The organism is Mesorhizobium sp. M0052 (genome assembly GCF_040323255.1).
In the GTDB taxonomy this organism is placed as follows: Bacteria; Pseudomonadota; Alphaproteobacteria; order Rhizobiales; family Rhizobiaceae; genus Mesorhizobium.
Genome location: NZ_JAMYUS010000054.1, coordinates 1 through 4,228, shown reverse-complemented (window position 1 = coordinate 4,228; position 4,228 = coordinate 1). Strand labels below are relative to the sequence as shown.

General features: G+C 58.6%; 5 protein-coding genes. 4 read left to right on the top strand and 1 reads right to left on the bottom strand.

Annotated features, from left to right (window positions below):
- Positions 1-124: 124 nt before the first annotated feature.
- Positions 125-1,051: a three-Cys-motif partner protein TcmP gene (locus NKJ77_RS32235; protein WP_084627161.1), complete on the top strand. Its 927-nt coding sequence runs from the start codon at positions 125-127 to the stop codon at positions 1,049-1,051.
- On the opposite strand, the gene NKJ77_RS32230 is transcribed toward NKJ77_RS32235, so the two are convergent.
- Positions 1,006-1,758: a DUF5131 family protein gene (locus NKJ77_RS32230; protein WP_023683701.1), complete on the bottom strand. Its 753-nt coding sequence runs from the start codon at positions 1,756-1,758 to the stop codon at positions 1,006-1,008. The genes NKJ77_RS32235 and NKJ77_RS32230 overlap by 46 nt on opposite strands.
- A gap of 340 nt (positions 1,759-2,098) precedes the next feature.
- Here NKJ77_RS32230 and corA point away from each other — a divergent pair, with 340 nt between their 5' ends.
- The 3 genes from corA to NKJ77_RS32215 all read left to right on the top strand — a co-directional run bounded on the left by corA (position 2,099) and on the right by NKJ77_RS32215 (position 4,074).
- Complete coding sequence (gene corA, locus NKJ77_RS32225) at positions 2,099-3,073, top strand: magnesium/cobalt transporter CorA (protein ID WP_023695808.1); 975 nt, start codon at positions 2,099-2,101, stop codon at positions 3,071-3,073.
- 78 nt (positions 3,074-3,151) lie between these two features.
- Positions 3,152-3,613, top strand: a complete 462-nt coding sequence (locus NKJ77_RS32220) for a MaoC family dehydratase (protein WP_023670033.1) — start codon at positions 3,152-3,154, stop codon at positions 3,611-3,613.
- Complete coding sequence (locus NKJ77_RS32215) at positions 3,610-4,074, top strand: MaoC family dehydratase (RefSeq protein ID WP_023686135.1); 465 nt, start codon at positions 3,610-3,612, stop codon at positions 4,072-4,074. The genes NKJ77_RS32220 and NKJ77_RS32215 overlap by 4 nt, the downstream gene beginning before the upstream one ends.
- Positions 4,075-4,228 lie beyond the last annotated feature (154 nt).

The following is a 4,228-nucleotide window of genomic DNA, read 5'->3' as shown; positions in this document are numbered from 1 at the left end:
GCGCGAGCACAAGAAGCTCGCTCTGCGCCAAGCCGCATGACCAGCATCATGATCGCCCATTTTGCAGAACTTGACGCACACAACCACTCCACTCATTCTGCGTATCGATGTACGAGGGTGGAGGATGACGACGATGGTAACACACGTCTTTGGGGGGCCAGACACCCCTAAAAAGCTCCGTTGCTTACAGGAATATCTCCAAGCCTTCGCTATCGCTTTGCGCGATCAGGATTTCGCTTGCGTTTACATCGACGCTTTTGCCGGCTCGGGGACCCGTACAGAAGTCCGCCCCGGTCTTCCTCTCTTCGGTTCAGAAATGGCAGAACCAGAAGAAGTAACCACACGGGGATCAGCCAGGATTGCAATCGAGGTCGACCCGCCGATGCATTCTATCGTGCTGATCGAACAAGATAATTCCCGTTTTGCGCAGCTCGAGGAGCTGATCTCTGAGTATCCCGATCGCAAGATAATTGCTCGAAACGGGGATGCTAACGATCTTGTCCAGCGCCTTTGCAAGCGCACAAATTGGCGCGGACCGGAGACTGTCGGCCGTGGAATTCGTGGCGTTGTCTTTCTCGATCCCTACGGCATGGAGGTTTCCTGGAACACGGTAAAGGCCATCGCAGCAACAGAAGCCTTAGACTGTTGGTATTTCTTTCCGTTATCAGGTCTCTACCGAAATGCTCCCCATGACCCAGCAAAGCTCGATCCGAGCAAGCAGGCAAGCCTGGATCGCGTTCTAGGAGCAACCGATTGGCGGGAGCGTTGGTATGGTCACGAAGGTGCGCGCCAAGACCTATTCGAAACGAACGGGCAAGCAGTTCGACGAGCGGATGTGAACGCTATCGAATCCTACGTGAAGGAGCGCCTGCGCACAGTATTCAAAGGGGCTGTTTTGGACCCAGTTCGCCTTCATCACAAAGGCGGCGCGCCACTGGCTTCACTTTTTTTCGCTGTGTCAAACACTAGTCCGGCCGCAGTCGCACTAGCGACAAAGATGGCCTCTCATATTCTCAAATCGGGAAGATCGTCCCAAAGCCGGTCACGATAGGTGCGGCCTGTCACCTTCTTGTTCTTGCCGCCCCACTGTTTGAAGAAGAACGCTGTGTCCGCATCGGTGCATTGGTCGAAAATCTCGTCCACCCATCGGGTGTCTAGCGGCCTAGCCTGCGGTCCGCTTTCGCCTCCGACGATTGCCCAGTGAATGCTTTTAAGATTGGCGCCGGCGACAGAGCCGATCAGGGGTTCGAATGAAACAAATCTCACGGCCGCAGGAACCGCCCGGAGTTCATCCAGCCTGTACAGCACACGACTATCTTCGACACTGGTGCCGAGCCAGACGTTCGGAAGCACATTAAACTCGGGGGAGGAAAGTACTTCCGACATCCTATCGGGCCGCTTTGTCAGAATTTGATAAGTGTGGCGAGGCGTAGCTGCCATGACCTGCCATATCTCAGCGATGAAGGCCGTTGGCACTTCCGCATGGAAGAGATCCGACATTGAGTTTACGAAGACACGCTTGGGTTTCTTCCATTCTTGCGGAACAGAAAGCGATGCGTGATCGAGCTTAATCTTGCCTGTCCATTTCGCTTTGCCGCCGGTTTTGCGTGTCACCCCCGCATACTTGTCGACTCCCATGGCCTCCAGCCGAGCAGCCATCCTCATCGCGTAGCAATTTGTACATCCGGCAGTGAGGATGGTGCAGCCGGCGACCGGGTTCCAGGTCGCATCTGTCCATTCGATTGATGTTTCGGCCATCAAATCACCTTCCGTGTTGATGGAAGAGTGGCATAGACATTGTAAACGTCACTCTAAGAAATACTCTAGGAATTTGTTCACAACGAGGCTTTTGGGTCGGCTGTACCACGACGAGCTTGGGGGAGATAGACCAGGTCCAACAGCGGCAACGGTATCAGCCCCTCGACAAGGGTTTTCAAGCGGCCGGAGCCCGTCCTGCCATTCGGTCGCCTGTCTTGATTTTGTCACCTCACAAGTCTAAGCGGCGGGCGCACGGTCGGCTCACGCGGCGAAGAGCCGTGCAATCTGACACGACGCGTCAATCTGAACGCACCCTTTAATCCGCCAAGGGAGACCGACGATGATCAAGGCCTTCGTCGTCGACAATGACCGCCTGCGCCCCGCCGACGATCTCGTTGCCAATGGCGATCACGTCGTCTGGGCCGACCTTCTCAACCCGACCAAGGAAGAAGAAACAGCGATCGAGACCTGGCTCGGCGTTGCCATCCCGACGCGCGAGGAGATGGAGGAGATCGAGATTTCGAGCCGCCTCTACATCGAGGACGGCGCCTACTTCATGACCGCCACCTTGCCGGCGCAGACCGAAATCGATGATCCCTTGATGTCACCGGTTACCTTTGTGCTTGCCGGCCCGAGACTGGTCACCATCCGCTATCATGAGCCGAAGGCGTTCAAGACCTTTCCCCTGCGCGCCGAGAAGGTGGCGACAGGCTGCACCACCGGCAACACCATCCTGATCGGCCTGCTGGAGGCGATCGTCGATCGCCTAGCCGATATTCTCGAACGCGCCGGCCGTGACATCGAGACGATCTCGCGCGACATCTTCGAGGCGCGGTCGACCAAGGTGAACAAGCGCAATCGCGATTTCCAGGAACTGCTCAAGGCCATAGGCCGCAAGGAAGACATTGCCTCCTCGATCCGCGACAGCCTGATCTCGCTGCAGCGCCTCACCGGCTTCCTTGCCCATGTCGCGACCCAGATCAAGATGAGCAAGGACGTCCGCGCCCGCATCAAGACAGTATCGCGCGACGTGCTGTCGCTCGCCGACCACGCCACCTTCCTGTCGCAGAAGATCTCGTTCCTGCTCGACGCGACGCTCGGCATGATCTCGATCGAGCAGAACGCCATCATCAAGATCTTCTCGGTCGCCGCCGTCATCTTCCTGCCGCCGACGCTGGTGGCTTCGATCTACGGCATGAATTTCGACGTCATCCCGGAGCTGAAATGGGAGCTCGGCTATCCCTTCGCCATCGGCCTGATGATCCTGTCGGCGATCCTGCCGTTCTGGTATTTCCGCCGCCGCGGCTGGTTGTAGGCCCAATAGAATTCGCTTGACCAAACGCCGCCCGGACGGCATCCGGATGCCCGGTGATCGTACAACCGGATTGGGATCATGACCGCAAAAAGCTGGGCCTACGAGGATTTCACCGAGGGCGCATCGATCGACCTCGGCGCCAAGCAGGTGAGTGCGGCCGAAATCATCGAATTCGCCACCGAATTCGACCCGCAGCCGATGCATCTCGACGAAGCCGCCGGCAAGGCCAGCATCCTTGGCGGCTTGGCCGCCTCCGGCTGGCACACCTGCGCGATCTTCATGCGCATGCTGTGCGACGCCTTCCTGCTCGACTCGACCGCGCAAGGCGCGCCCGGCATCGACCAGGTCAAATGGAAGAAGCCGGTGCTGGCCGGCGACACACTGGCCGGCAGCACCAGCGTGCTTGCCAGGCGCCTGTCGAAATCCAGGCCTCAGCTCGGCCTCGTCACCTTGCGCAGCGAACTGTTCAACCAGCGCGGTGAAAGCGTCTTCGAACTTGAGAACACTGTCATGTTCTTGACCCGCGAGGCCGGCGCATGAGCCTCGACGCGTTCTTCCGCATCGGCGATACCATCAACCTCGGTTCGCACACATTCGAAGCCGAGGCGATCAAGGCGTTCGCCTGCAAATACGATCCACAGGTCTTTCATGTCGACGAGGAGGCGGCGAAGAAAAGCGTGTTCGGCCGCCTCTGCGCCTCAGGCTGGCACACCGCGGCCACCTGGATGAAGCTCAATCTCAAAAATCCTATGGACGCTTCTCAATGGACCGGACCCGGCCCGGTACCAGAATTCGGCCCCTCCCCCGGCTTCAGGAGCCTGAAATGGCCAAAGCCGGTCTATGCCGGAGAAACCGTCACCTTCACCCGCACGGCCGTCTCCCACCGCCCGCTGGCCAATCGCCCCGGCTGGCGGCTGCTCGCGCTGCGCTCGGAAGGATTCGATTCGACGGGCGACAAGGTGCTGGAGTTCGACAGCGCGGTGCTGGTGAAGGCTGGGTAGGGCTAGGGTTTAGGCAGTAGGGATTAGGCAGCAGTGGGTGCTGCTCCTTGCACGGAATGCGGAGCTTCCCTCCCTACTCCCTACTCCCTACTCCCTACTCCCTACTCCCTACTCCCTACTCCCTACTCCCTACTCCCTACTCCCTACTCCCTAC